This is a genomic window from Prevotella sp. P6B4 (genome assembly GCF_000619985.1).
Lineage (GTDB): Bacteria > Bacteroidota > Bacteroidia > Bacteroidales > Bacteroidaceae > Prevotella.
The window spans coordinates 1-23,445 of sequence record NZ_JHVE01000024.1 but is presented as its reverse complement, the minus strand read 5'-3'; the positions used below and the strand labels follow the sequence as shown (position 1 = coordinate 23,445).

Annotated in this window: 22 protein-coding genes and 1 tRNA gene; 9 read left to right on the top strand and 14 right to left on the bottom strand. The window is 47.1% G+C overall.

Translation table 11 applies throughout. The features are described from left to right. Positions 1-3: 3 nt before the first annotated feature. The 4 genes from T491_RS0113535 to T491_RS0113520 are packed head-to-tail and all read left to right on the top strand — an operon-like array spanning position 4 to position 4,906. The gene (locus T491_RS0113535; RefSeq protein ID WP_081773394.1) at positions 4-672 is read left to right on the top strand and encodes a glycosyltransferase family 2 protein; all 669 of its coding nucleotides are present in this window, start codon (positions 4-6) and stop codon (positions 670-672) included. Then, positions 641-1,714 carry a glycosyltransferase gene (locus T491_RS0113530; RefSeq protein WP_028904354.1) on the top strand — a complete coding sequence of 358 codons (1,074 nt, stop codon included), beginning with the start codon at positions 641-643 and terminating at the stop codon, positions 1,712-1,714. Before T491_RS0113535 ends, T491_RS0113530 begins: the two co-directional genes overlap by 32 nt. Next, a complete protein-coding gene (locus tag T491_RS0113525) occupies positions 1,711-3,684 on the top strand; it encodes a fructose-bisphosphatase class III (RefSeq protein WP_028904353.1) in 1,974 nt (657 codons plus the stop codon). Before T491_RS0113530 ends, T491_RS0113525 begins: the two co-directional genes overlap by 4 nt. A gap of 4 nt (positions 3,685-3,688) precedes the next feature. Next, on the top strand, positions 3,689-4,906 hold the full coding sequence (locus T491_RS0113520; RefSeq protein ID WP_028904352.1) for a DUF5103 domain-containing protein: 1,218 nt from the start codon (positions 3,689-3,691) through the stop codon (positions 4,904-4,906). Here the strand turns inward: T491_RS0113520 and T491_RS0113515 are convergent. The 7 genes from T491_RS0113515 to T491_RS0113485 all read right to left on the bottom strand — a co-directional run bounded on the left by T491_RS0113515 (position 4,875) and on the right by T491_RS0113485 (position 13,320). Further along, a complete protein-coding gene (locus tag T491_RS0113515) occupies positions 4,875-7,331 on the bottom strand; it encodes a helix-turn-helix domain-containing protein (protein WP_028904351.1) in 2,457 nt (818 codons plus the stop codon). The two genes, T491_RS0113520 and T491_RS0113515, sit on opposite strands and share 32 nt — an antisense overlap. A gap of 28 nt (positions 7,332-7,359) precedes the next feature. Further along, positions 7,360-9,066 carry an AMP-binding protein gene (locus tag T491_RS0113510; RefSeq protein ID WP_051523170.1) on the bottom strand — a complete coding sequence of 569 codons (1,707 nt, stop codon included), beginning with the start codon at positions 9,064-9,066 and terminating at the stop codon, positions 7,360-7,362. 25 nt (positions 9,067-9,091) lie between these two features. Beyond that, positions 9,092-9,673 carry a helix-turn-helix domain-containing protein gene (locus T491_RS0113505; protein ID WP_028904349.1) on the bottom strand — a complete coding sequence of 194 codons (582 nt, stop codon included), beginning with the start codon at positions 9,671-9,673 and terminating at the stop codon, positions 9,092-9,094. A 146-nt stretch (positions 9,674-9,819) separates the two neighbouring features. Further along, on the bottom strand, positions 9,820-10,527 hold the full coding sequence (locus tag T491_RS0113500; protein ID WP_028904348.1) for an SDR family oxidoreductase: 708 nt from the start codon (positions 10,525-10,527) through the stop codon (positions 9,820-9,822). Next, positions 10,520-11,923 (bottom strand): aminopeptidase C, encoded by a 1,404-nt coding sequence (locus tag T491_RS0113495; RefSeq protein ID WP_028904347.1) that lies wholly within the window; start codon positions 11,921-11,923, stop codon positions 10,520-10,522. The genes T491_RS0113500 and T491_RS0113495 overlap by 8 nt, the downstream gene beginning before the upstream one ends. Further along, positions 11,924-12,805, bottom strand: a complete 882-nt coding sequence (locus T491_RS0113490) for a M48 family metallopeptidase (RefSeq protein ID WP_028904346.1) — start codon at positions 12,803-12,805, stop codon at positions 11,924-11,926. 152 nt (positions 12,806-12,957) lie between these two features. Beyond that, positions 12,958-13,320 carry a hypothetical protein gene (locus T491_RS0113485; RefSeq protein ID WP_028904345.1) on the bottom strand — a complete coding sequence of 121 codons (363 nt, stop codon included), beginning with the start codon at positions 13,318-13,320 and terminating at the stop codon, positions 12,958-12,960. 285 nt (positions 13,321-13,605) lie between these two features. Here T491_RS0113485 and T491_RS0113480 point away from each other — a divergent pair, with 285 nt between their 5' ends. Both T491_RS0113480 and aroC read left to right on the top strand, forming a co-directional pair. Beyond that, positions 13,606-14,229 (top strand): peptidylprolyl isomerase, encoded by a 624-nt coding sequence (locus T491_RS0113480; protein ID WP_028904344.1) that lies wholly within the window; start codon positions 13,606-13,608, stop codon positions 14,227-14,229. A gap of 24 nt (positions 14,230-14,253) precedes the next feature. Continuing rightward, positions 14,254-15,330, top strand: coding sequence for a chorismate synthase (gene aroC, locus T491_RS0113475; protein ID WP_028904343.1), 1,077 nt, complete (start codon positions 14,254-14,256; stop codon positions 15,328-15,330). Positions 15,331-15,540: 210 nt separating this feature from the next. On the opposite strand, the gene T491_RS0113470 is transcribed toward aroC, so the two are convergent. The 4 genes from T491_RS0113470 to holA all read right to left on the bottom strand — a co-directional run bounded on the left by T491_RS0113470 (position 15,541) and on the right by holA (position 19,557). After that, on the bottom strand, positions 15,541-16,446 hold the full coding sequence (locus tag T491_RS0113470) for a dihydroorotate dehydrogenase (protein ID WP_028904342.1): 906 nt from the start codon (positions 16,444-16,446) through the stop codon (positions 15,541-15,543). Further along, the gene (locus T491_RS0113465; RefSeq protein ID WP_028904341.1) at positions 16,434-17,207 is read right to left on the bottom strand and encodes a dihydroorotate dehydrogenase electron transfer subunit; all 774 of its coding nucleotides are present in this window, start codon (positions 17,205-17,207) and stop codon (positions 16,434-16,436) included. Before T491_RS0113465 ends, T491_RS0113470 begins: the two co-directional genes overlap by 13 nt. Before the next feature lie 57 nt (positions 17,208-17,264). Beyond that, positions 17,265-17,753: a helix-turn-helix domain-containing protein gene (locus T491_RS0113460; RefSeq protein ID WP_028904340.1), complete on the bottom strand. Its 489-nt coding sequence runs from the start codon at positions 17,751-17,753 to the stop codon at positions 17,265-17,267. 775 nt (positions 17,754-18,528) lie between these two features. Further along, a complete protein-coding gene (gene holA / locus T491_RS0113455; protein WP_028904339.1) occupies positions 18,529-19,557 on the bottom strand; it encodes a DNA polymerase III subunit delta in 1,029 nt (342 codons plus the stop codon). Between the two features lie 48 nt (positions 19,558-19,605). Between holA and T491_RS0113450 the strand changes: the two genes are divergently transcribed. Then, positions 19,606-20,055: a type I restriction enzyme HsdR N-terminal domain-containing protein gene (locus tag T491_RS0113450; protein WP_028904338.1), complete on the top strand. Its 450-nt coding sequence runs from the start codon at positions 19,606-19,608 to the stop codon at positions 20,053-20,055. 9 nt (positions 20,056-20,064) lie between these two features. On the opposite strand, the gene T491_RS0113445 is transcribed toward T491_RS0113450, so the two are convergent. Together T491_RS0113445 and T491_RS0113440 are read right to left on the bottom strand one after the other, a co-directional pair. Continuing rightward, entirely contained in the window at positions 20,065-20,922 is an 858-nt protein-coding gene (locus T491_RS0113445; protein ID WP_028904337.1) for a zinc ribbon domain-containing protein, read from the bottom strand. Positions 20,923-20,943: 21 nt separating this feature from the next. Continuing rightward, a complete protein-coding gene (locus T491_RS0113440; RefSeq protein ID WP_028904336.1) occupies positions 20,944-21,729 on the bottom strand; it encodes a Nif3-like dinuclear metal center hexameric protein in 786 nt (261 codons plus the stop codon). A gap of 154 nt (positions 21,730-21,883) precedes the next feature. On the opposite strand from T491_RS0113440, the gene T491_RS0113435 reads away from it, so the two are divergent. Together T491_RS0113435 and T491_RS16655 are read left to right on the top strand one after the other, a co-directional pair. Next, positions 21,884-21,957: transfer RNA gene (locus T491_RS0113435), tRNA-His, on the top strand. A 266-nt stretch (positions 21,958-22,223) separates the two neighbouring features. Beyond that, positions 22,224-23,168: a phage integrase SAM-like domain-containing protein gene (locus T491_RS16655; RefSeq protein WP_051523167.1), complete on the top strand. Its 945-nt coding sequence runs from the start codon at positions 22,224-22,226 to the stop codon at positions 23,166-23,168. Positions 23,169-23,244: 76 nt separating this feature from the next. On the opposite strand, the gene T491_RS16650 is transcribed toward T491_RS16655, so the two are convergent. Next, positions 23,245-23,445 (bottom strand): ATP-binding protein (locus tag T491_RS16650; protein WP_036916146.1); only part of this gene is annotated, 201 nt, incomplete at its 5' end.

Sequence of the window (23,445 nt, the reverse complement as noted above, 5' to 3'; positions counted from 1 at the left end):
GAAATGAATAAAGACGAACGGAGATTCTCTGTTATCATGACCGTGTACGACCAGGCGTACGAGCTGCAAGAAAACCTAACGGCATACCTTACGCAGCAGTACCAGCCTGGCTACGAGGTTGTGGTGGTTGATGAGTCTTCTACTGATGAGACGCCCGATATACTGAAGCTTCTCAAAAAAGATCACCCCCACCTCTATACCACCTTCTTGCCAAAGATCGAAGGCTACGCCATGAGCAAAAAGCAGGCCTATAACATTGGCATCAAGGCTGCAAAAAACGATTGGCTAATCTTTGCCAACGCCAGTCATGCGCCGGTAAACGCAGATATTCTGCAGGCTATCAACGATAGTATGGATGATACGGCCGACCTGACGTTAGGCTATCTTACCAAGAAAGGCATTAAACTGCAAGCTTTCTACGACGTAGATGAGGCCAAAGACCACATTACGCGCATAGAGCGCCGACTGAAAAAGGTGAGAACCCGCAAGCGCTACCACTACCGTTGGGGGCGATACGATTTTATCATTATCAAGAAATCAGCTGCCATCGATATCCTGAAGTTTTTCGAACTAAAACCATCGTTCGTTGAACGACAGGCATTGCGCTGGCGTATTTTCTGGAAAAACCAGTTTAGCAGATATGAATATATTACATATCTACCCCAAAAATAGCGAACTGATACAGCGTCATGTTCAGCTGCTGGCAGAAGGACTGAAACAGAGTGCCAACATCATGGTGGCCGACAACAACAAATCCTTCTACCAACAGGCACGTGACATACAGGCTGACTTGATACACATTCATGGTATTAATCAGTCATTGCAGACTAAAGCCATGCGCTGTGCCCGCAAACTAAACATCCGCTATGTCATCACCCTACATGGACAGTTAGAACCATGGGCGATAGGTTTCCAGCGTGCCAACGATCGTTTGGAGGTTCTCTTCTCGAAGAAGGATTACATAGAGAAAGCCTATGCAGTAATTACCATGGGTAAGATGGAGCGTGAGAGCTTCCAGAATTTGTGTTGGAATCCCCGCATAGAAGAGATACGCAATGCTGTTACCACCAATACCATCACCCCTGCCGAGATGGTTTCGCAGACGTTTGCCATCTATCAGAAAATACTCGACTCGAACACACTCGAATTGATGGATGAGCACACCATCAAGGCCATGACGGTTATCCTGAAAGCTGGTATCATGGGCGACAAACGTTGGGTTGACACCAACGAGATGGACCCACGACTTATCAACTGGCGCCAGTTGCTACTCTATGCCGAACACGAAAACATCAGCAACTATACCGATTATGGTATCCGTATACTGGGCCTCTCGGCTCCACTCATCGATACCGCACGGATTGCTGCTTATTTTCCTCACAACTATAAAAGGCCACAACCCATCAAGGAACTGGTTGGCGACTATCAAGGCAATCAGACTGACTTCCTGATGCGCATCATCCGACAGATGCTCAAGACGCCCACCATGCTTGGTATCATAGAACTGACACGCGAACTGTATCGCGAGAACGTGAACGATGAACAGTTGGCCGAGAAGATGGAAGAAGCCACACTAACCAAAAATGCCGCCCGCCTGATACAAGTTCTGAGCGAGCAAGTGTTATTAGATGAGGGCTATATGCCCATTCCTCCACTCGACGACAAGGCTACTGAGAAATTGCGCAATAATCTAAGAAATCATCTGAAGATATGAAACACCTCACTAACAACGATACCGATCTGCACTATCTGCAGCTTTTGTCGCAATCATTCCCAACGGTTGCCGCTGCATCTACCGAGATTATAAACTTAGAGGCCATCATGGCCCTGCCAAAAGGCACAGAACACTTTCTGGCCGATATTCATGGCGAGAGTGAGGCTTTCCGACATATTCTGAAGAATGCCTCAGGCAATATCAAACGAAAAGTCAACGAACTCTTCGGCAACAACATCCGAGAAAGCGAGAAGAAAGAGTTGTGTACCCTGATATACTATCCTGAAGAGAAACTGGAACTGATTAAGGCCCAGGAAAAAGATATAGAGGACTGGTACCGCATTACCATCCACCAACTGGTAAAAGTGTGCCGCGATGTCAGCAGCAAATATACACGTTCAAAAGTACGCAAATCACTACCCAGTGACTTTGCCTATATCATCGAAGAACTGCTGCACGAGAGTCTGAGCGATAACGATAAGGCTGCTTACGTAAGCGTGATTGTCGACACCATCATTTCTACAGGTCGTGCTGACGATTTTATCTGTGCTATCTGTAATGTCATCCAGCGATTGGCCATCGACCAACTGCATATCTTAGGCGACATCTACGATCGCGGTCCCGGCGCACATATCATTATGGACACCCTGCGTCAGTATCACTCGTGGGACATCCAGTGGGGCAACCACGATGTGCTATGGATGGGCGCTTCAGCAGGTAACGATGCCTGTATCTGCAACGTGCTGCGCCTCTGTCTGCGCTACGCCAACCTTAACACAATCGAGGAGTATGGTATCAACCTGGTACCACTGGCCACCTTTGCGCTCGATGTGTATGGTGAGGATCCTTGCGAGGAGTTTATGCCCAAGCTCATGCCAGGCAATAAGATGGATGAGAAGACACAACTGCTCACAGCCAAGATGCATAAGGCGATTGCCGTACTGCAGTTCAAGACCGAGGCTGAAATCTATCAGCGCCGTCCTGAGTGGCAGATGCTTGACCGCTGCATGCTCAATATGGTAGATTACACCAAAGGGGAATGTACCATAGACGGAAAGGTCTATAAGATGAAGAGCTGCAGTTTCCCTACAGTCGATCCGCAAGCTCCCAACAAACTCACTAACGAGGAGACTGACCTGATGCAAAAACTGCACCACTCTTTCCGCATCAGCGAAAAGCTGCACAAGCACATCCGCACCCTACTCTCGCACGGTTGCATGTATGCTATCAGCAACTCGAATCTGCTGTTCCATGCCGCTATTCCACTCAATGGCGATGGTTCCCTGAAAGAGATAGAAATCTATCCTGGCAGGAAATACGCAGGTAAGGAACTGATGCACAACATCGGTATGATGATTCGCGAGGCTTTCCAAAACGATTCGACCGACAGGGAATACGCTCGTGATTACTTCCTCTATCTGTGGTGCGGCCAGGACTCTCCTCTATTCTGCAAGTCGAAGATGGCCACATTTGAGCGCTACTTCCTGAGCGATAAGGAAACCTATAAGGAGGAGAAAGGCAATTACTTTAAACTACGTGATAGTGAAGAGGTATGCGACCGCATTCTCGACGCCTTTGGTGTAAAGGGCACCAACCGCCATATTATCAACGGCCACGTACCGGTACATGCAGGTAGTGGCGAGAATCCCATCAAAGCCGGTGGCAAATTGATGGTGATTGATGGTGGTTTTTCAGAGGCCTATCATAAAGAGACAGGTATTGCCGGCTATACATTGGTTTATCACTCACGAGGTTTCCAACTGGTTCAGCATGAACCTTTCACATCGGCCCGCGATGCCATCATGCGTGAGATTGACATTAAGTCGACCACCCAGATTATCGAAATGTCGGCTCACCGTATGCTGGTAGCCGATACCGACAAGGGCGAGGAGCTGAAATGTCAGATTACCGACCTAAAGGAACTGCTCTACGCCTATCGTCACGGCATCATCACTGAAAGAAGAAGGTAAAAAGGTGAAAAAGTTTTTTCTCTCGTTGCTCCTTGCGTTGCCACTTTTGGGCATTGCCAAAAGCCGTATCACAGCCCCCAACGTTAAATCGCTACAATCGGTGGTCAACGGCAATTGGCAGTCAGCCCCAATCATGCTCTTGGGCAGCGACGATGTGCTCACCATCTCGTTCGATGAACTATCGCATAACTATCATCGCTATATCTACCATATAGAACATTGCGAAGCTGACTGGACGCCATCCGAGGGGCTCTTTGAGAGCGACTGGCTGTCAGGATTCAATGGTAACACCATCGATGAGTATGAACACTCCCATAACACCATCATCTCCTACACCCACTACCAGTTACAGCTACCCAACGACCGATGCCAGCTGAAGCTCAGCGGCAACTACCGAGTACACATTCTGGACGAAGATGATGACAACCGCGAAGTGCTGGTGGCCGAGTTTATGGTAACAGAGCAGCAGATGAAGCTGAGTATGAGTGCCACCAGCAATACAGATATCGACACACGTCAGAGCCACCAGCAGGTATCTATGCGACTGGACTACGGATCACTTCCTGTGACTAACCCTGAAGAACAAATCTGCGCCGTAGTGATGCAGAATGCTCAGGAACGCGACATGAAGTGGAACGTCAAAGCCAACATCACCACCCCAAACGGCTTAGCATGGACCCACAACCAACATTTGATATTCGATGCAGGCAACGAGTATCGTAAGTACGAGATACTCGATGTGAGTCACCCCACAATGGGCATCGACCATATTCTGTGGGATGGTGACAACTATCAGGTATATCCATTTGCCGACGAGCCACGTCCAAACTACCTCTACGATGAGGATGCCAATGGTGCCTACTGCATCCGTAATAGCGACAATAGTGAGAACGATACATCAAGCGAGTATGTATGGGTGAACTACCGCCTCAAATCAACTGTTGGACAACGCATCTATATCAGCGGCCGCTGGACTATGGAACAACCTGACACCTACCTGATGCGCTACGACCCCGTCGAAGGCATCTACACAGCCAGCGTCCTGCAGAAACAAGGGTATTACAATTATCAGTATCTTTGTGGTGACAATAAGAACCAGCTGCTACCCAGCGAGGGTAGCTACTACCAAACCGAGAATCATTATCAAGCTCTGATCTACTACAAAGGTAGCGCTGATCGCACCTGGCGACTTACCGCCTTTGCCGATACGCCTCTGGAGTAATGTGATGCGCCTGGAAGAAAGAGGCGATGAAATAGTTGGCTGATACGAAACCACACTTCTCAGCAATACTGTCAATAGGCTCCTTGGTAGTACGCAGCATATGCTCTGCCTCGGCCAAACGTGACTTCTTGATCAGCTGACGCGGACTCTTAAAGATGTTTGCTGTAATGAGCGCATAGAACTCCTTGACGTCGATACCGGCAGCACCGCTCAACTTTCGCATCGTAATCTTTTTCTTTTTCTTTTCCGCACGTACCACAGGCATAATCTTTTCAATGACTGTCACAAACTCTGGTGCCAACTCATTCTGTAGATCAGGATCAGCCTGACTGTATTCTTCGGGCGAAGGTTCCAGCACATCGCCACTGGTACTGCATCGGTCAATAAAGTTGTAGATACGCTTTATCAGTCCAGTCTCCTCACTATTACGCATAGCACGCAAATTGGTGTTCTTCATATAGTAGAACAGATTGATGAAGAACAGGATCAGTATTACCCCTGCTAACAGCATAAACACACCTGTGGTGCGCCACCACGGCTCGTGCACATTAATCTCCCATTCGTAGGCGCGCGTTGTCCACTTATCGGGAACCAACGATGCCTGCACCTCTAATACATACGAACCAGGACGCAAGGCCATCAGCGGCAGATGCAGCAAGCCCTGCTTATCAACCATTCCGTCGGAACTATATGGAGTCAGCACTCGCCATTCATCATCTAATCCACGAACTCTCACACGGTAGAACGTCTGCTGTGGGCGGAAATAGTTGAGCGCAGAGAAAACCAATGTCAGCGAGTTCTGATTGTAGTTCAGGTCGAGGCCCCATACACGGCTCAATGCTCTGTCGAGAATGCGTTTACCATCAATCTCAGTCGTAGGATCAACATCGACACCATTCACCATCAGCTTAATCAACTTGGGATAGATCTCAAACGGATAATCGCCACCTAAGGTAGTCATCTGACCTGGATCGAACTCAATAACATGATCGAGCGACTGCATCACGATGTGACCATCAGGCAAACACATGGCCTTCCCATTCACAAATACCTCGTTAGGGACATGATCATACTGGTTATAGCTGTTGATAAAATGCACTCGTCCATCCTCTCTGAACAGCACTACAGAAATACCATAGCTGGTAGCCACCCAGATGTTATGATTGAGATCTTCAACAATAGAGTGTACGATATTGTTGTAGAGACCGTCCTTCATGGTATAAACCTGAGGCAATAGATCATTCTCGCGACGGTATAGCTGCAGACCTTGAGCAGTTCCCACCCATGTCCAGCCACGTGAATCCTTGTAGACACAGTTCACCATACGGCTTCTGAACATGGGCCACTCGTCAACCCGATGGTTCATCATGGCACCATAGTGATTTGCCTTACTATCACCCCACTTATAAACCATGAACGGCGACTTATAAGGTTTCGAATAGAGCAGACCACGCTTCTCAGTACCTACCCACATGCCTCCCTGACGGTCGAACGTTATCACGTTTACATCGGTTACCAATGTCTGGCCACTCTCAAGCACTACAGCTTCAACGTGATCAGCCTCATGGGTTTTCACATTATAGATCCAGTAACCATATTCGCAAGGCACATAGAGCAAAGAGTCACGAATCGCCATATTATTCATATGGTAGGGCGTACGCATCAGCTCCGACCATTCGTTCAGATTCACATCATATTTCATCAGGATAGCCTCCTTGTTGCCATTGCGAATCTGATACACGTTGCTACCATCGACCTTCACCAGCGATGACTGATTATAGCGCACATTATCCTTATCGGTATAGGCTCTATTCTCAATCAACTTCTTACCTGACTCCTGGTCGTACATCTCCATCAGTCCGTTGTCATAGAATAGCATTACGTACTGATTCTTATATACTTCCAGATCCTGCAAGTTAAACTGTTCGCGCAGCTTGATAATCTTCTTGGTCTTCACATTGAAGAGCCCCTTATCAATTAACAACCACACGATGCCAGTACTATCTACAAACAGGTCTTTCACGCGCTCTGTTACACCGAACTGACGGAACTCATCTTCAATGGATTTTGTGAATCGCTCTGTCAACAGGTCAACACAGGTCACGCTATGTGTATTCTTCAGCCAGATGTGGTGGAACCTGTCGAAGTAGAGGTGGTAGTTTCCCTGATACTCAGACAATGCATAGATATTTTCTTCGAGCGGGTCGATATAGGTAAACGCGGCACCATCGAAGAAGTTTATCTGGCCGATAGTGGTAATCACCAATCGTCCAGTCTTGGTACAATGGATGGTCTGTGCACTATTATCAGCCAGTCCATTGGCCGAAGTGTAGTTACGGAATATCCGAGGTGACACATTCACCGCACCTGCTGTCAGTACCGACAGTAGAATAATTGTTAGCAGTATATAGGTTTTTCTGGTCATCTCGGATATTCTTTTTAGGTTATTGATACTAAATCACTTCTATTCCTTGTTCCTCGCATAGTTTCAGGCTCATCTCCTTAAGTTTAAACTTCTGGATCTTGCCCGATCCCGTTAGCGGGAACTCCTTGATAAAGAATACGTACTTAGGTATCTTGTAGCGGGCAATCTTGCCGCGACAGAATAACTGTACGTCTTCAGGAGTCATCTGCACTCCTTCCTCCAGAATAATGAAGGCACCTACAGCCTCACCATATTTCTTAGAAGGTACAGCAGCCACCTGTACATCACGTATGCCAGGCATATGATAGAGGAACTCCTCAATTTCGCGTGGATATATATTCTCACCACCACGAATAATCATATCCTTAATACGCCCGGTAATCTTGTAGAATCCCTGCTCATCCTTCACACCCAGGTCGCCAGAATGCAGATAGCCGTTCTTATCGATTACCTCGGCCGTAGCCGTCGGGTTCTTATAATAGCCCTTCATCACATTGAAGCCCTTACAGCACATCTCACCCTGCACGCCAACAGGACACTCCTCACCCGTCTCGGGGTCAAGTACCTTCACGTCGACAAACGGGAAGTCGCGACCTACGGTAGTGCAACGCTGCTCGAAGGTATCGTTCAGGCAGGTCTGCGTCATACCAGGCGACGACTCTGTCAGACCGTAAACACTTGTGATGGTCATATACATTTTCTCGCTTACCTGCTTCATCAGCTCAATCGGGCATAGGCTACCAGCCATGATACCCGTACGCAGACAACTCAGGTCGAACATATCAAACATGGGGTGGTTCAACTCAGCGATAAACATCGTTGGAACACCATAAACAGCAGTACAACGTTCCTTATGGATAGAGGCAAGTACCACCAGAGGATCGAATTTCTCAACCATCACCTCGGTACAACCATGGGTCAGACAGTTCATCGTGGCAAGCACCACACCAAAGCAATGGAACAGAGGAACACAGACGCAGAGTTTGTCGTCCTGGGTGAATCCCATGTTCTCGCCAGTAAAGTAGCCATCATTGGAAATACCATAGTGAGTGAGCATCACGCCCTTGGGGAATCCGGTAGTACCGCTGGTGTACTGCATGTTGCATACATCGTAACAGCTCACCTGCTTCTTCATCTCGTTCAGCTGCTCGTCGTCCACATTCTGGCCAAGCAACAGAAGTTCGGCAGTATTATACATACCGCGATATTTCTCCATACCTATATAAACCACGTTTTTCAGGTAGGGGAATCGTTCGCTGTTCAGATGACCACGCTCGCAGGTTTTCAGCTCTGGCAGCATGGTATAGGTCATGTCAACATAGTTACAATCCCAAGTACCATCGGTAATGCAAAGCACCTCCATATCAGAGTCCTTGCACAGATACTCCAGCTCGTTCTGCTTGTAGTTGGTGTTAACTGTTACCAGCACAGCACCAATCTTGGCAGTAGCGTAGAGGAAGGTAAGCCAGTCGGGCACATTGGTAGCCCAGATACCAACATTCGATCCCTTCTTCACGCCTATCGAAATCAAGCCCTTGGCCAGATTGTCAACACGTTCGTTGAACTTCGACCAAGTAAAACGCAAATCGCGGTCGCTATATACAATATACTCCTTATCGGGTGTAGTTTCAGCCCAATACTCCAGCCACTGGCCCAATGTACGCTCATGAAGCTTGTAGCCAGCCGAACCGGTCTCAGCAGGATAGGTTCTATCGGGCAATGGTCTGCCCGCCATATCTAATCTTACGTTACTCATCTTCTTAGAATGGAATATATACTACTGCTAAGATTTTTGCACTCTTGCCAGGAGCACCATGTACATGATGCTTCACGATACTATCGTAGAAGATGCTGTCACCCTCCTTCAAGCTATAGGTCTCCTTGCCATACACAATCTCAACCTCACCTTGCATCACGTAGATAAACTCCTCACCCTCGTGGGCCGAAAGTTGGAACTCAGGACTCTCCTCAGGATTGATATCAATAACGAACGGCTCCATGTGTCGACCAGCCTTCTGCTGAGCGAGAGGGTGATACTCCATATGCTTGCGGGAATCGGTAGCATCATTACTGAAGCTGATACTGTTATCGGCCTCACGATCCTTTGCACGTGTCACGATGGGACCCAGATCGTCATTATCGTCCATAAATGTACCCAAACGAACACCCAAGGCACGGGCTATCTTGATCAGCGGCCCCAACGATGGCAGGTTCTGGTTTGTTTCGATACTGTTAATCTGCTCCACGGTCAGACCGCTACGCTCGGCAATTTCTTCAATGCTGAGATTCTTGGTTTCTCTGAGGCCCTTGATTTTGGCACCTACGATTGAATGATTATTCATCTTCTTTTCAATTTATTTTCTCACTACTGTTTCCATGGGCAAAAGTACAATTTTTAATCGGAAAACTTGCGCGTTTTAATAGATTTTAACAAGAAATATGCCCTCCCCTAAATACAATGGGTATATCTCTGCAAGAATATGCACTATTACAACTTGATTTTACGCCAGAAACAGCGTGGAATGCGACGCCAGACAGCAGTAAGAATACGATACTTCCAATCGATGACGCGGATATGGCGATGATGCTCGATGGCAGAGACAATCTCACGGGCAACAGCCTGAGGTTTGAGCATCATGGGATAATGGAATGTACCGCTAAGCAGGGCTGTATCAACAAAGCCCGGACGGATATCAGTAAACCGGATATCGAGTTTACGAGCATGAGCCTGTTGCTCCAACGCCTGCAGATAAACGTTCTGCATGACTTTGGTAGCCGAGTAAGCGGGGGCTGGCCCTAAGCCCTTGGTTCCGGCTATCGAAGTGATAGCAGCGATATGCCCACCACCCTGTTGGGCAAAATAGCGATAGGCAGCTCCAATCATGCGGACGAACCCCATCCCATTGGTCTCGACAGTAGCCAACTCGATATCGGGAGTAAGCTCGCGATTCTGTTTACCGATACCCGAGGCATAGAAAAACAAGTCCATGCCGCCCATACGCTCTATCAGCGTCATCAGCCTATCCGGCGCATCGGCGCTGGTTACATCGATCTGCTCGATATCGGTAGCTCCGACATGCTGCAACAGGTCCTTACGACGCGCAGCCACGCCTACTGCCCAGCCGCGCTGGAGCAATAGGCGTGCCACTTCGAATCCGATGCCTGAAGAGGCACCTATGACAATTGCTTTATTCATCAGGTAAGAATAAGGGATCCTCGGGCATAACCATAACAGGCTTAGTTTCATATGCCTTCAGAAGCTTCTCAGATACATACTTTTTATTGACAACGAGACGGAACATGTACTCACGGAACCACTCAGCTGTCATGATGATGCATCCCTGGCTTCCATTGTTGGCGCCCCAAGAATTCTCAACCTTCCACTTTACTGGCTTTCCCTGCTTATCAAGGTCAACAGCCGTAAGTGTCATAGCGTGAGTAGAACCACTATCGAAAGTACTGATACGCTGAGCCTTGTCCATCTTAAAGGTTGTACCGAATACCGATCCATAGTCGAAATTATCTAACGAAGCATAGCCACGTTTACGATCCAGGAACTTAGCCACATCGTACGAGCTGTACATCTTGCGTCCATCCTTGAGTGAAGCGATGGCCAGCTGCTCGATTTCCTCCATAGGCAAGTTGAGATAGCGCCAGTTGCTGCCATCATAGGTATGGCGGTCGTACTCTACCTCGTAGGTCTTATAGTACTCACGACGTGGGTCGTTCATCACCATGATAAACGTGTTCTTAATATCGCCGCCAACAACCTCCTTATAGAAGCTCAGCGGCGTGTACTCCTTGGCCTCTCCCAGCTGGCGACCAGCTTTATCGTGGAAGGCATAGGTGAATTTCTCGACAGGCGCGCCGAGGGTCAGCTTCAGCATGCGATAAATCTGAGCCAGCATTTCGGTCTTAGCCTTCTGGATATCGGCAGTACTCTTTTTCTTGGCTACCATATCACGCAACTGCAGTCCGAACTCGCGCAGCTTTGAAGAAACCAGACTACGAGCCTTCGAGGTATTCTCGCTGGTGTAAGTCTCCGGCATAACCTCCGAGGGCACCAGCCCGTACTTGGGTGCCAGATCGGCCACACCGCAGAAGGTACCACCATCGCCGATGGGCGAGTGGAAGAAGAACTGCACACGCTGGTCGTCGATAGGTTTCTTGGCAGTATCGATGACGCCCTGCAACATCAGGTTAGCCTTTTCCAACTGATCCCAGAAGAACAGGTAAGCCTGTGAGAACTCGATGCTAACAGAATCGGCATGCGACATATAGTTTGAACGCAGCACATTCAGTCCGCTGAACATCCAGCAACGTCCTGACGACTTCTGGTCGGTGATAGACTGCTTACGGGTTTCGACCGAGAAATGGGTGTCGATAGGTTTGGCGGCTACCTTATAGTTCTTAGCCAGCGCATCGATGCTCATGCCATAGATAGCATTGGCGATGACACGCTCCTTACCACATTGTTTCTGCTCCTTCTGGATTTCCTGTAACATCTGGGCAGAAATGCCTCCACCCTGTGTCTGCGCTTGTGCCACCATAGCACAGGCAGCAAACGCGAAAGTCATTGTAAGTTTATTCATTTATTTCTTTTTTGTTGTTGTAGTCTTCTTGGTGGTTGTTTTCTTTGTGGTGGTAGTCTTCTTAGCAGTAGTCTTGGGCTTGTAATACTGCTGAGCCTCGGGCAACCATCCCTGGATATTCTTGATACGGGTAGCGTCAGATGGGTGATCGCTCAGGAACTCGGCGGTAGTATTGGTGCTGGCTGCCGACATGCGCTGCCAGAAGGTGACAGCAACATTGGGATCATAGCCTGCCATAGCAGCGAAAATCAGCCCCATGTGATCAGCCTCGTTCTCGTGGTTACGCGAGTATTTAAGGTTAAACAACTTGATACCAGAGTTGACCACAGCCTGACCGACGGCAACTGTATTGCTGCCTACACCCAGGATGCTGGCCAGCGCCCCTGCACCCTGCACACCATACTGCTGCTTGATCTGGTTGCTCATCTGCTCGGCAGAGTGGCGTGCAACAGCATGCGCAATCTCATGTCCCAAAACGATAGCCAACGAAGCTTCGTCCTGTGTAATTGGCAGCAAGCCTTCATAAACCACAATCAGACCACCAGGCATACACCAGGCATTGGCCTGCTTATCAGCCACCAGATTAAAGGTCCAATTATAGTTCTGCACATCATTCTCAAGTCCGTTGGCCTTCAGATAACTTACCACCGCATTGGCCAGATTCTGGCCCACACGCTTCACCATAGCCGTCTTAGTAGCATCGGTTGAGAGTTTGGCAGTCTTCATGAATTCCTGATACTGCTGGGTAGAGAGGCTCAACATTTCGCCATCGCTAACCATCAGCTTCTGTTTACGACCTGTGAGAGGTACTGTGTTTGTGGTACCGCAGCTAACAAGAAGAGCTGCAACCATCGACATGAGTAAAAACCTAATTTTCTTCATACCTTTTTGTTATTATATGGTTTAATTATATTTTCAGCCTGCAAAGTAAGCAAAAAAAATCGACATTTGCAAATTTTAAGCATAAAAATAGAGGCACCCCCGAAGGAATGCCCCTATAACGAATGACCAATAATAACTAAAAAACTACGAATTTACTTGTTCAGACCACGGTTGTTAAGAGTGGTGTTCAGCAGCATCAGGTAAGTACGCATCTGCTTGTCGTTCAGAACGTAGCGCATGCGCTTTACGTCGGTCTCGATGGCACGCTTTACCATAGCGTCGCGATCGTTGTTACCGTACTGAGCAGCATAAGTCATCTCAGTGTTGAACACGCGATGAATATTCTCTACAGCCTCACGCTGGTCGAAAGCCAGGTTGAGTGCGCTGGCGAGCTTGTCCATGTTTACATCCATCTTGTAAGCCTCGATGTTGTTTACAGCGTTTGTGTTCTCACCCTCAGCAAATGCAGTTGTCATGCTCAGCATTGCTACCATTGTCAAAATCATCTTTTTCATCTTTTTACCCTTTCTTTTCTTTACTCGGTCGGACTTCGCAGCCAACCTACTTTTTACCTTATTTGTTATCCTTTTTGTCTTTTTGACGATGCAAAGGTACGGCGAATTTTTGGTATGAACAAACATTTTTGTGCAATTGTGTGCGAACACAGCCTTTTTATTGATACATATCAACGAAAGCCCGAAATAAGTATTTTTTTACTTTTTCCAATTAAACTTTCGTGTAATTGGTGGAAAATGCGTAACTTTGCAGGCTGAAACTAAATAGTATATATAAATAGGTATATGGAAGAAACAAAAAACAGATTCATGTCGGTTGTATATCAGTTATACAGCCTGAAGGATGGCAAGAGCGAGCTGGAAGAGCAGACAGGCGATGACCGTCCATTCGAGTTCATCACCGGCTTCAGCGTAGCACTTGATGCTTTCGAGGAGAAGGTAAAAGGCCTTGAGAAGGGCAGCGACTTTGATTTTGAGCTGGCTCCTGCAGAGGCTTTCGGCGAATATATAGCAGAGGGCGTACACAAGGTTAGCCGCGAAGTATTCACCGTGAATGGCCATTTCGACCACGACAACATCTTCGAGGGTGCTGTCATCACCCTGATGGACAACGAGGACCATCAGTTCATGGCCAAAGTTGTAAAGATTGAGGAAGATGGAGTAACCGTAGATACCAACCACCCATTGGCAGGCAAGACCCTGAACTTCAAGGGAAAGGTTATTGAGAACCGCGAGGCAACCGAAGAGGAGATTCAGCACCTGATCAAGCACATGACAGGCGGTTGCGGTGGCTGTGGTGGTTGTGGCGATCACGGTTGTGGCGATCACGGTTGTGGCGATCACGAAGGCTGCGACCACGAACATCATCACCATCACGATGGTGGCTGCGGCTGCGGACATTGTCACTAATCACACTTAATTCCCCCTACCCCTATGCGCAACACATTTGGACATCTATTCAGACTGACCACCTTCGGCGAGAGTCACGGCGAGGCCGTTGGTGGCGTTATTGACGGCATGCCTGCCGGCATCGACATCGATATGACGTTTATTCAGAACGAACTGAACCGTCGCCGACCAGGTCAGAGTGCAATTACCACTTCGCGTCAAGAAGCTGATCGTGTAGAGTTTCTGAGCGGTGTGTTCGAGGGCAAATCCACAGGCTGCCCCATCGGATTCATAGTCCGTAACACCAACCAGCACTCCAATGATTACGACAACATGCGCAACCTGTTCCGCCCATCGCATGCCGACTACACCTATCATGAGAAGTACGGCATACGCGACCACCGTGGAGGTGGACGTTCGTCGGCCCGCATCACCATCAGTCGTTGTGTAGGTGGTGCTCTGGCAAAACTCGTGTTGCAACAGAAGGGTATCAGTATTCAGGCTTATACCTCACAGGTAGGCCACATCGCACTCAACAAGAACTATCAGCAGTACGATCTGAGTTTGACAGAAACCAATGCCGTACGCTGCCCCGATGCCCAGAAAGCGGCAGAGATGGAGGCGCTGATAGCCCAGGTAAAGGCAGAGGGCGACACCATCGGCGGCATTATCACCTGCGTGATTAAAGGCTGCCCCACAGGTTTGGGCGAGCCCGAATTCGACAAGCTCCATGCAACACTCGGTCAGGCCATGCTAAGCATCAATGCCGTCAAAGGCTTTGAGTATGGCGACGGTTTCGACTGCGCCACCATGCGAGGCAAGGAGATGAACGACGTATTCTGCAACGAGAACGGACGCATTACCACCACCACGAATCATAGCGGTGGTATTCAAGGGGGAATCAGTAATGGACAAGATATCTATTTCCGTGTGGCCTTCAAGCCTGTGGCCACTATCCTCACCGAACAGAGCACAGTAGATCTGGAGGGAAATGCCACCACCTTTACTGCTCGCGGACGCCATGATCCATGCGTTTTACCAAGAGCGGTACCTGTGGTAGAATCGATGGCAGCAATGACCATTTTGGACTATATTTTGCTGCAAAAATCGACTATTTCATAGAAAAAGGCATTTCAACTGCAAAAAAATGCAAAAATATTTTGAGGATTCGGAAAATCGCCGTATATTTGCATTCGCATTCATGGGATTTGTGAAAACCCCGGAATTGCTTTAGTTAAGTCTAGTTTAGTTTTTGTGTTGGTTGGGGGTTACCGATTGGTAGCCCCCGTTTTTTATACCTTTTACACCCCATATAGGCATAAAAAAAAGGGGTTAAATAACCCCTATGATTTCATCGACCGACCGACACCCATGCGAATCAAGCCAATCGTTAATGCCGTCGCGTACCTTTATACTAACAGCCGGATCCAGGAAGTTGGCTGTACCTATCTCGATAGCTGTAGCGCCTGCCATGAGGAACTCGATGGCATCCTTGGCACAACTGATGCCTCCTAAGCCTATCACAGGTATCTTGACAGCCTTGGCCACCTGCCACACCATACGCAGCGCCACGGGCTTTACACAAGGACCGCTCAGACCGCCGGTATTGATGCTCAGCAGCGTTTTGCGCTTCTCGATATCAATAGCCATACCCATCAGCGTGTTAATCAGCGATACGCTGTCGGCGCCCTCGGCCTCTACGGCACGGGCAATCTCGGCAATATCGGTTACATTGGGGCTCAGCTTCACGATCAGCGTCTTATGGTAGCGCTGGCGCACAGCCTTTACCACGCTGGCAGCACCAGCACAAGTCACGCCAAAGGCCATTCCCCCATCCTTCACGTTAGGGCAAGAGATATTCAGCTCGATGGCAGGAATGTTATCAAGCGCATCGATACGGGCAGCACACTCCGCATAATCCTCTGGGCTCGATCCGCTCACGTTCACAATCATATTCGTATCGATATCCTTAATCTGCGGATAGATATGCTCACAGAAGTAGTCAACGCCCTTATTCTGGAGTCCTACGCAGTTCAGCATACCGCTGGCAGTCTCGGCCATACGTGGATAGTCATTTCCCTCACGCGGATTCAGGGTGGTTCCCTTCACTATAATGCCGCCAATGCCATCCAGAGGCATCAGGTCGGCGAATTCCAAACCGTAACCGAAAGTACCCGATGCAGTCATCACAGGGTTCTTCAGCTCCAGGTCAGCAATCTTTACATTTAGTCTTGCCATAACAGTTTCTTAATATTAAACACGGGACCATCCTTACAAACACACAGATTGCCCTCGGTAGTCTTCTCTACGCAGCACAAACAAGCACCCAGTCCGCAAGCCATCAGATTCTCGAGAGATACCTCGCAGTCGATGGTGTTCTGACGCGCATAACGGACCACAGCCTTCATCATAGGTGTAGGACCACAGGTGCTGATACGGTCGAACCGCTCCTGTTGCAATAGCGAATGATTAGTTACGAATCCCTTTTCACCCATCGAGCCATCCTCGGTTGTTACGTACACGCGCCCGTACTTATTAAATATAGGGAGCATCAGCAGATCGTTGGCTGTTCGTGCACCCAGGAGAAAAGTAGGCTCAATGCCCTGGCGCTTCATCTCGGCACCCATATACAGCAGGGGAGCCACTCCAACACCTCCACCAACGAGCAGCACTTTCTCGTTCTGGCCAGCTGGCGTAAAGCCATTACCAAGCGGCAACACACAGTTCAATGTGTCACCAGGCAGCAGCTTAGCCAGTTGCTTGGTTCCCTCACCAACGGTAGCCACGAGCAACCAGAGCTCGTTAGCATCGTAATCAACAAAGTTAATGGAAATAGGACGGCGCAGGAAAGTAGATGATGAACCATCTACCCGCACCTCAACAAACTGACCAGGCAGCATGGGAGGAAGAGGCTTTTCATCAGTCAACTTGATAAGCACATAGCGCTGATGAATCTGCTCTACCGCCTTGACCTGTAGGTCGAGTATATACTTCTTCATACGTCAAATTTTAAATTCGGGTACAAAGATACTACTATTTTTTGAAACCACAAAACATTATTTCTTGGCAGGCACAAAAGTATCCCAGGTCTGATCATCGTAAAACACACGAATCTCGATGACTTTACGCTGTGGTTTGTCCACAAATTTTACTTCTTCGCGAACGATTTCCGGGTGTGTATTTCTTACACCATTATAATTCTGGGGCTGCGAAGCCACATTTTTGGCACCAGGAACGGCAGTCTCATCAAAAACCAACATCGGATTTTGATCGATAGGGTGGGTATCAGGGGTGTTTTCACCCTCCGAAAACAGATCCTGATCGGGGGTATTCTGGGGCAGATACATGTCGCCAGAACCAAACATCAGCCAATCGGTATTGATGTTAGGAATTTTCTTTTTGATAGCTTCAACAATGTTCAGGGTAGGACGGGTACGACCATTGAAGATGCTACTAAGGGTAGCCGGACTCTGACCGATGTAGTCGGCGAAGAGCTGTTGAGTCATGTGCTGCGACTCCATTATTTGCCTAATTCTATCTTTCATTGTTTGTAACTAAGTGGTTAAAGGGCCTTTTTGCCCGTATTTCATTCGGTTTACAAAGGTAAAACAAAAATTTGAATTACACAACAATTGTAGATACAATTTAAGATTTTATAATTTATGTTTGCGTTTTCATATTTGTAAATCAAAAGTTTAAAACAGTAAAAATCATGTTTCATATTTCTAAATCTAAATTTACGAATAAAAAACCATACAAAGCATTTTCTTACCATATTTTTGTAAATAACTGGGTATAAATTAACTACTTATGCCAAATTCACGTTTTCGAATGGCATTATACAGCGTTTCACTTAAAAAGTAGCACAAATCAGCAACGTATTTATAAATAATATGTATAACATCTTGTTTTTCAACTACTTATATTAGTGTATAGCGTAGTGCATAAATATCAATATGCAAAACAAAATCACAATATTCGGATATTTATACCTAAATTCAAATTACTAATTTACACTTTCATTTTTTTAATTCAGCAACTACAAACCTATATCCGCCCTTCCGGACATTCGAATTTAAGAATCAAAATCAACGAAACAATACCTTAATAAGTGTGAATACCAAATTCGTCGAGACTCAAAAAATCGTTTTTCACCATTTCTCGCGTATTCTGAACCATCGTCCAGAAATGCAGAAATACGCGAGTTTTAAGGGGGTACTAATCCATGTAACTACCCTATTTCACAGGCATTTAGACACAAAAAAAGCGCTCGTCAAAAGCGCTGTTTTTGCAAATTCTAGAGTTGAAAGAATGGGGTTTTTAGTGCAAAATGTAAAAAATCAGTTCTTTCATAAGCTCTCCAGCAGGCGTATTTGGGTTATCCAGACCCTTACTTTTGGCGTCAATCTCTCGCATTTTCGAAATGATCTGCATCACCTTCATTCCAGAGTAGTTTCTCATACCCGTCATGTAGTCCTTCGCAGCCCATGGATTTCTCAATTCCAACCATTCGGCAACGCCCTCCTGGCTCTTATTATTTGGCGCATAAAACGCAATCATCAAGTTTTGGAAGTAATTAAAGAGCAACGGGAGAAATGAGTAGATGGAACCAGCCTTTGGATTTTCGTCAAAATATTTTATTATCTGATTAGCCTTGAACACATTGCGGTTCACAATGGCATCACGAAGTTCAAATCCATTAAACTCCTTGCTCACTCCTATCTGCTCCTCAACCACCTGTGGGGTCACTACTCTATTCTCCTCTGGCAGGGAGATGATCACCTTATCCAGCTCGCCTACCAGTCGGCTCAGGTCGGCGCCGATATTCTCGGCTATCATCTGAACCGACTTCTGATCAATCTTCACCCGTCGTGTTTTCAGATAGTTCTCAATAAAGCCTGGCAGCTCTCTGTCCTTGAGTTTTGAGCTCTCAAACAGTACGCCATGCGATTTGATGGCCTTCACATAGCCTGCTTTTCGCCCGTCAATCTTGCCGTTTTTATGGCACATCACTAATACGGTACTGGCCATGGGCTGCGAGAAATAGCGCTCAAGCGCCTCTGTATTCTTAATATTCTGCGCCTCTTTCACGATGACAACCTGGCGTTCCGACATCATAGGATAACGGCGCGCCAAGTCGGCAATCTGCGAGGCGTTAACATCCGAACCGAACACGATGGTCTGGTTGAAATCACGTTCTTCGGGCCTGAGAGCATGTTCGGCTACATAGTCGGAAATCCTATCGATATAATAGGGTTCGTCGCCCATCAGATAATAGACTGGCGCGAATTTTCCAGCCTCCAAATCGCGCATGATGCTCTCAAAACTTACATTTTTTGGCTCAGCCATATTGCTATTTCAATTATTATTTGTAATTTTGCCTGCAAATTTACAAAAATGTTTCGATTAAACCTCCCTACATACGAAATAAAAATCGCCCAGAAGGGCAATAAGCAGCTTATTTTCGACTTTTTACGCCGAAAATACGTAGCTCTAACACCTGAGGAATGGGTTCGCCAGCACTTTGTCCACTATCTGATAGAACACAAGGGCTATCCCAGCGGGCTGCTTGGCAACGAGGTGGAGCTGAATGTAGGCGAAAAGCGTTTGCGTTGCGACAGTATATTATATAATAAGGTGGCCGCGCCCCAGATGATCATCGAATACAAAGCCCCACAAATAAAACTTCAGCAGAAGACGTTCGACCAGATCTCAGTCTACAATCTCCTGCTGAAGGTGGATTACCTGATAGTCAGTAACGGCATGCAGCACATCTGCTGCCGAATGGATTACGAACACCAAAAATATTACTTCCTGGAGGACATTCCAGACTATCAGAATTTATAACAATTCCGATTATTCCATATCGCTTGCGTCGGTGGTCTTCTTAGAGTTCGAGCTCTTGCGGATAGTGCGCTTAGCGCGTCCCTTCTTCTCCTCGGTTGCACCTGTAGCCTTGTCGATTTTAACACCAGCCAGCTCTGGATCGATCATGATTCGACCGCAGTACTCACAAACGATAATCTTCTTGTGCATCTTGATATCCAACTGGCGCTGGGGTGGAATCTTGTTGAAGCAGCCACCACAAGCATCACGCTGTACGTAAACGATACCCAGACCGTTACGGGCGTTCTTACGGATGCGCTTGAATGATGTCAGCAGACGGCCTTCGATCTTAGCCTCGAGGGTCTTCACCTGCTCCTTCAGCTTCTCCTCCTCAACACGAGTCTCCTCCATGATCTCCTCGAGCTCGTTCTTCTTAACCTCCAGGTCGCCCTGACGCTCAGCGATCAGCGCCTCGCTGTTGGCCTTCTCCTGCTCCTTGTCTGCGATCTTGTTGTTAGCCTCGCGAATCTTCTTGTTACAGAGCTCGATCTCCAGTGTCTGGAACTCAATCTCCTTTGAGAGTGTGTCGTACTCACGGTTGTTTTTCACCTCGTCCAGTTGAGCCTTGTAGCGCTCTACACTAGCCTGGGCATCAGCAATCTCGCCTTTCTTCTGGGCAATGGCACGCTGATAGTCGGCAATCTCGCCTGTTATTTTCTCAACACGTGTGGTCAGTCCCTCGATTTCATCTTCCAGGTCCTGCACTTCCAGAGGAAGCTCACCACGCAGCATGCGCTTTTCATCGATTGAAGAAAGGGCAGTCTGCAGCTGATACAGCGTCTTCAAACGCTCTTCTACTGATAACTCTGATGGATCTTTCTTTGCCATAACTCCTTTTTTGAAAATTATTTAAATATACAATATTGGATTCGTACAAGTTTCAGCGATACAGGTCTTCACGCCAGGACACGCCTCGCGGATAATCTCCTCAAAAATCTCTGCGGTGTACTGCTCACTCTGATAGTGACCGATCACGCATATCTGTATCTGCTGTTCGTAACCAAAGTACTGGTGGTAGTGCATCTCACCGGTGATAAACGCATCTGCTTGACACTTAACCGCTTCGTCGAGCAGGAAATCGCCAGCGCCACCGCAGATGGCCACACGGCTGATAGGACGTCGCAACAGCTCATTACACATCGCGCACTCCACCCCAAAAGCCTTCTTCACAGCGATGATGAAATCATCAGCCGCCATAGGTTCGGGCAACTCGCCCACTACCCCACTTCCGGCCTCGGTATCGCCAACCGTCTTCGATGCAAAGAACTTCACGTCCTGAAGCCCTAATTTCTGAGCGATGCGGAAGTTCACCCCCCCCTGTGCATTATCCATATTGGTATGCATCGAAATCACGGCGATGCCCTGCTGTATAGCGCGCATCACGGTGCGCTGCACATCGGTCAGATCGCTAATGGTTTTCAGTCCACGAAACAACAGCGGATGGTGGCTCACAATCAGATTGCAACCCTTCGCAATGGCCTCGTCAACGATGCGTTCGTTCACGTCCAGACACAATAATGCCCCTGAAACCTCCGTCTCTGTCAGTCCCAGTTGCAAGCCAGCATTATCCCAACTTTCCTGCAAGGGCAGAGGCGCGAAACGTTCAAGGGCGCTCAGCACTTCTTTTATTTTCACGGGTGCAAAATTACAAAGAAAAGTCGAAACGCGCACGCGAGAGGGTATTTTGTTATGCTTTTTTAACTAAAACCTAAATTTTTATAAAAAACCACCTCAATTATTTGGTAGATTCAAAAAATCTCCGTACCTTTGCACCCGCAATTCAGAAATGGTGCCCGTAGTTCAGTTGGTTAGAGCGTCAGATTGTGGTTCTGAATGTCGTGGGTTCGAGTCCCACCGGGCACCCAAGAGCTGAAAAGCTCGAAAACGCCGGAAATCCCTGTAAATCAGCAGGATTTCCGGTTTTTCATAGGCAGGAATTTGATTTCCATTTTTGGTTCTCAGTTCCAAATTTGGGCACAAAATAGCCGCAAAAAAGCCGCAAATTTGCCCGAAAAATGAAAAATAGCCGCAAAATAGCCGCAAAAAATTGACGCAAAATGTGGTGAAATAACGGTTATAATGACGCAAGAATTGGATTCGTTGTACACTAACAATTAAAAACAAAAAGTATGGCAACGATTGCAATTGAATTGGGGAAGTTATCTTCCAAAAAAACAAGAGAAGTCTACTTGTTGGTAAGACAAGGAAAGACAAGACGGAGAGTAAAAACAGGAGTTAAGCTCTTAGAAACAGAAATCTCTCCCAAAACAGGAAAAATAAAGTCCGTCGAGAAAGCGATGGCTGTTGAAAAGCTCAAGTGTGAGCTTCAGGAAAGTATGGATGCCCTAAAAAAAGGGACTCTGACCACTGTTAAAGCAGATGCAAATACTATTGCAGCAAAGATTACCAGGAAGAAACAAGAGAACGACTTGGATTTTTTTGCATTTGCTGAAAAGTGGCTTCAGAAGACCACCATCAAGGGTGCCAAGAATTACAAGTGTATGCTGAATACCATTGAGAGTTTCTGTGGAACAAGAAAGTTGTTCTTTTCAGAGATTTCTGTAACTTTCCTAAAGGATTTCGAAGCATATCTCAAAGAACGTCCACGTGCTCAGTCTCTCTACCTTGGCCAAATGAGACATTTATTCCGTGAAGCCATGCTAGAGTACAACACAGACGAAACTGTTGTTATTAAGAATGACCCATTCATGCGCTATAAAGCACCTAAACAAGTGCTAAAAAAAGGCGTTAGGGCTTTGGGTATAGAAGATTTTCTAAAAGTAGTAAACTATAAGGCCGAACCTGGAGGACGAGCAGAACTTGCTCATGACTGCTTCCTGCTATCTTTCTGCCTGATGGGAATAAATTCTGCTGATCTTTATAATGCGACAGTCTTTGAACATGATACAATCAAGTATAACCGAACAAAGACAAAAGATCGCCGGAGTGACGATGCATACATTGAGGTTCAAGTTCATCCGTTCATCAAAAGAATCGTTGAAAAATATCGAGATAAAAAAGGCAAGAACGTGTTCAACTTTCATAATCGATATGCTGATGAAGCATGTAAATGATAACGCAAAAGTATACCAACAAATAATTCAATAGTATACCAGTCCAAAAGAGCGCTGCAAATATACAAAGAGTTGGTTATACATTACTTTTTTCTATTAATTTTTTTGTTTCTTTAATACGATATGACGTACCTGTCATGTTGACGAGATACGATTTGTGACACAGTCTGTCTACTAGAGCGGAGCACAAGACTTTATCCTTGAGCACCTCTTCCCACCTCGTAAAAGGCAGGTTCGTGGTGATGATGGTAGCTCTCTTTCCTGTCCGCAGAGAGAG

Excerpts from the sequence above, each read along its gene's own strand:
- T491_RS0113495 (WP_028904347.1), bottom strand. The coding sequence starts at position 11,923 with ATGAATAAACTTACAATGACTTTCGCGTTTGCTGCCTGTGCTATGGTG.
- T491_RS0113510 (WP_051523170.1), bottom strand. The coding sequence starts at position 9,066 with ATGGCGGGCAGACCATTGCCCGATAGAACCTATCCTGCTGAGACCGGT.
- T491_RS0113480 (WP_028904344.1), top strand. The coding sequence starts at position 13,606 with ATGGAAGAAACAAAAAACAGATTCATGTCGGTTGTATATCAGTTATAC.
- holA (WP_028904339.1), bottom strand. The coding sequence starts at position 19,557 with ATGGCTGAGCCAAAAAATGTAAGTTTTGAGAGCATCATGCGCGATTTG.
- T491_RS0113490 (WP_028904346.1), bottom strand. The coding sequence starts at position 12,805 with ATGAAGAAAATTAGGTTTTTACTCATGTCGATGGTTGCAGCTCTTCTT.
- T491_RS0113445 (WP_028904337.1), bottom strand. The coding sequence starts at position 20,922 with ATGGCAAAGAAAGATCCATCAGAGTTATCAGTAGAAGAGCGTTTGAAG.
- T491_RS0113465 (WP_028904341.1), bottom strand. The coding sequence starts at position 17,207 with ATGAAGAAGTATATACTCGACCTACAGGTCAAGGCGGTAGAGCAGATT.
- T491_RS0113450 (WP_028904338.1), top strand. The coding sequence starts at position 19,606 with ATGTTTCGATTAAACCTCCCTACATACGAAATAAAAATCGCCCAGAAG.
- T491_RS0113525 (WP_028904353.1), top strand. The coding sequence starts at position 1,711 with ATGAAACACCTCACTAACAACGATACCGATCTGCACTATCTGCAGCTT.
- T491_RS0113460 (WP_028904340.1), bottom strand. The coding sequence starts at position 17,753 with ATGAAAGATAGAATTAGGCAAATAATGGAGTCGCAGCACATGACTCAA.
- T491_RS0113485 (WP_028904345.1), bottom strand. The coding sequence starts at position 13,320 with ATGAAAAAGATGATTTTGACAATGGTAGCAATGCTGAGCATGACAACT.
- T491_RS16655 (WP_051523167.1), top strand. The coding sequence starts at position 22,224 with ATGGCAACGATTGCAATTGAATTGGGGAAGTTATCTTCCAAAAAAACA.
- T491_RS0113535 (WP_081773394.1), top strand. The coding sequence starts at position 4 with ATGAATAAAGACGAACGGAGATTCTCTGTTATCATGACCGTGTACGAC.
- aroC (WP_028904343.1), top strand. The coding sequence starts at position 14,254 with ATGCGCAACACATTTGGACATCTATTCAGACTGACCACCTTCGGCGAG.
- T491_RS0113515 (WP_028904351.1), bottom strand. The coding sequence starts at position 7,331 with ATGACCAGAAAAACCTATATACTGCTAACAATTATTCTACTGTCGGTA.
- T491_RS0113500 (WP_028904348.1), bottom strand. The coding sequence starts at position 10,527 with ATGAATAAAGCAATTGTCATAGGTGCCTCTTCAGGCATCGGATTCGAA.
- T491_RS0113530 (WP_028904354.1), top strand. The coding sequence starts at position 641 with ATGAATATATTACATATCTACCCCAAAAATAGCGAACTGATACAGCGT.
- T491_RS0113470 (WP_028904342.1), bottom strand. The coding sequence starts at position 16,446 with ATGGCAAGACTAAATGTAAAGATTGCTGACCTGGAGCTGAAGAACCCT.
- T491_RS0113505 (WP_028904349.1), bottom strand. The coding sequence starts at position 9,673 with ATGAATAATCATTCAATCGTAGGTGCCAAAATCAAGGGCCTCAGAGAA.